The organism is Elstera litoralis, assembly GCF_000963705.1.
Lineage (GTDB): Bacteria > Pseudomonadota > Alphaproteobacteria > Elsterales > Elsteraceae > Elstera > Elstera litoralis.
This window is the reverse complement of the sequence record NZ_LAJY01000529.1, coordinates 1-2,966: the sequence shown is the minus strand read 5'-3', so window position 1 is coordinate 2,966 and position 2,966 is coordinate 1. Positions and strand designations below refer to the sequence as shown.

At 61.4% G+C, this 2,966-nt stretch carries 3 protein-coding genes; 2 read left to right on the top strand and 1 reads right to left on the bottom strand.

Annotated features, from left to right (window positions below; genetic code table 11):
* Both VZ95_RS25875 and VZ95_RS16890 read left to right on the top strand, forming a co-directional pair.
* A partial coding sequence (locus VZ95_RS25875) for a hypothetical protein (protein ID WP_045776895.1) occupies positions 1-310 on the top strand: 310 nt, incomplete at its 5' end.
* A gap of 61 nt (positions 311-371) precedes the next feature.
* Positions 372-1,196 carry a BadF/BadG/BcrA/BcrD ATPase family protein gene (locus VZ95_RS16890; RefSeq protein ID WP_052711880.1) on the top strand — a complete coding sequence of 275 codons (825 nt, stop codon included), beginning with the start codon at positions 372-374 and terminating at the stop codon, positions 1,194-1,196.
* Here VZ95_RS16890 and VZ95_RS16885 read toward each other — a convergent pair.
* On the bottom strand, positions 1,193-2,734 hold the full coding sequence (locus VZ95_RS16885; protein WP_052711879.1) for a methyl-accepting chemotaxis protein: 1,542 nt from the start codon (positions 2,732-2,734) through the stop codon (positions 1,193-1,195). The genes VZ95_RS16890 and VZ95_RS16885 overlap by 4 nt on opposite strands.
* Positions 2,735-2,966: the final 232 nt, after the last annotated feature.

The following is a 2,966-nucleotide window of genomic DNA, read 5'->3' as shown; positions in this document are numbered from 1 at the left end:
GATGGCGGCGCAGCGCTGGATCGTGGCGTTGGCCAACAGCAATGGGCAGGCGGCGCTCGCGGGGCTCGGCGCGGTGGCCGCGCTTGCGCTGAAAATCGCCCCGGAGATGCCCGCCGACCTGTCCATCGTATCGCTGTGGATGGAAACTGCGATGGGCATGCTGACGCCGGAGAATTTACAGGAAACTTGGTTGCGCGCTGCTATTTTTCCACAGGCGCAGGCGCTTGAAGCGGCCTACTATCGCCACGGTACGGTTGCGGCGGCCCTGGCAGGGCTGCAACTGATTTTAAAAGAGGATGCGCCCGAATGATCTATATCGGCGTCGATGGTGGGAGCGGCGGCACCCGGGTTCTAATCGAAGCGACAATGGGATGATACTCAGCCAGGCGCGCGGCCCGGCATCGGGGCTTAGTCAGGGCGTGGGGCAGGCGTGGGAAGTCATTCAGCAAACCCTTGCCGTCGCGCTGGAGCCCCTGGGGCAGGTACCGGAAACCCTACACGATGCGCAGGTCGTTCTGGGGTTGGCGGGGGTCAATCTTCCCGCCCAGCGGCATTTGTTTGAAGCGCTAAACCCGCTACCCATGCCGGTTTGGACTTGCCCAAATTCCTATACTACGCTCGTCGGCGCCCTGGGATTGGCACCGGGCGTCTCCATTGCCGTTGGGACGGGCTCGGTAGCGGCGGCGCGGCTCAGTACGGGCGATTGGATCGAAGTCGGCGGTTGGGGGTTTCCCAGCGGCGATGAAGGTAGCCGCGCATGGCTCGGTCTGCTGCTGACCAATCTCACTCAGCGGGCGCTCGACGGTCGCCGCCCGTTGGAGCCGCTCACCCGCCTGTGCTTAAGCCTGTGGGGCGGCAATCGCGAGGCGTTTTTTGCGACGCTCGGCACGGCCACGCAGGCGAAATTCGCCGAGTTCGCGCCGATGATCGTGGAAATGGCCGATGCGGGCGACGCGCTTGCCCTGGTGCTGATGCGCGAAGCGGCGGCTGAAATCGGGGCGCTGATTATGGCCGCCGACCCAAGCGCGACCCTGCCGGTGGCCTTCAGCGGCGGTCTTGCGCCCGCAATCGGCGGTTTCCTTGCGCCGGAGATTGTCCCGCGCGTGGTCAGGCCGCTGGGGACCGCCGCGCAAGGGGCGGTTTTTCTAGCTCGGCAACCCGAGCCGCCCCCGCCGCCAGTTTCGATTTCCCCTTAAGCCGCTCCCTCGGCTTTGACGGCGGTGAAGAAGCGGGCCACGTCCGCCCGCAGCGCGCTCGCCTGTCCAGTGAGATTGGCGACGGCGGCGCGGATATCGGCGGCGGTTGCGCCGGTTTGGGTGGCGGCGGCGCTCATTTCCCGCGTGATCTCGCTCATATTTTCGGTGCTGCTGGCGGCTTCGTTGACATTGCGGGCGATTTCGGCGGTGGCGGCGCTTTGCTGTTCGACTGCCGATTTCACCCCGAGGTTCAGCGTATTGATGCGCTCGATAGTCTGGGCGATGGCCCCAATCGCGCCGACGGCTTGGCCGGTAGCCGCCTGGATGGCGCTGATTTGGGCGTGGATATCGTCCGTCGCTCGCGCCGTTTGCCCGGCGAGGCTTTTGACTTCGGCGGCGACGACGGCAAAGCCCTTGCCCGCCTCCCCGGCGCGCGCCGCTTCGATGGTGGCGTTCAGCGCCAAAAGATTGGTTTGCGCGGCGATATCGGTAATGAGGCTCACCACTTCGCCGATCCGCTGGCCCGCTTCTGACAGGGTATGAACCACGGCGCCGGTTTGCCGGGCTTCATCGACCGCTGTTCCAGCGATGGTGGCCGCTTGGCCGATCTGGCGGGCGATTTCGCGGATGGAGGCGTTCAACTCTTCCGTGGCCGAGGCGACCGTTTGCACATTGCCCGTGGCCTGATGGGCGGCGGTGGCCACGTCGCCGCTATGGTGCGAGGTCAGGGCGGCGTTCTGGTTCAGAGTTTCGGAATTTTGATACAATTGTTCCGAAGCGGACACGACGGAGGTGATGACCTGATCGACGCTTGCACTAAACCCGGCAATGGCCTTCTCGACAGTGGCCTTGCGGCGCAATTGCTCCTCGGTATGGCGTTTTTCATCCTCGGCGAGACTGCGGGCACGCTGAAGCTGTTCGGAATAATCGACGAGGGCGCGGGCGAGGGTGCCGATTTCATCGGTCCGGTCGGTATCGGCGATGTGGAGCGGTTCCGTCTGGGTTTGCAGCACTTTGAAGAGCCCGGCCAGATAGCTGACGTGGCGCATTTGCCCACGGACCACCCAGGCGATGATTCCCGCCCCGAGCAGGACGATGAGGGCGACGACCAGCAGGTTTTCCTCTAAGATCTTTGCGCTTTCCGCGTCGACCTGAGCCAAGGGTACCCCGACGTAAAGCACGCCGATGACGTTACGAGCGCTATCCAGAATCGGCTCATAGTGCGTCAGATAGGGTTTACCAAGAATGGGAACTTGGCCTTGGTAGGCTTGCTTGTCGCGGAAGACGGAATCGTAGGCGGCACCAGGGGCCATTCGGGTTCCGACGATGCGCATTCCATTTGCGTCGGTAACGCTCGTACTGATGCGCTGGTCGCCTTGGAAGATTGTCGCCCCCGCGCCCGACAGGCGGGCAAACTCATCGACCAGGGTGAAATCGCCCGTCAAGGGTTTGCCGCCGAGGGCGAGTTTTCCATCGGCGATTTCAAGTTTGCCGCGATGGGCGATCAATGTTTTTAAAAGATTGCTATTGCGTCCCAAGGCCGATTCGGCGTCATGGGAAAGAGCGGCTCGAATAATAAAATACGAACTTCCAACGACGGAAACTGATATTATCAAGGATAGCGCGATAAAAATCGTTATAAGTCTTTGAGTTAGGCTAATTTTTTTTCTTAGGAAAAATGTCATTTTATAACTCCTGCCTGTGATTTATCGGAAACATTAGCGAATAAGATAATTAAGTATTGTGAAGTTTACGATGGTGAGTATCTGC

Excerpts from the sequence above, each read along its gene's own strand:
- VZ95_RS16890 (WP_052711880.1), top strand. The coding sequence starts at position 372 with ATGATACTCAGCCAGGCGCGCGGCCCGGCATCGGGGCTTAGTCAGGGC.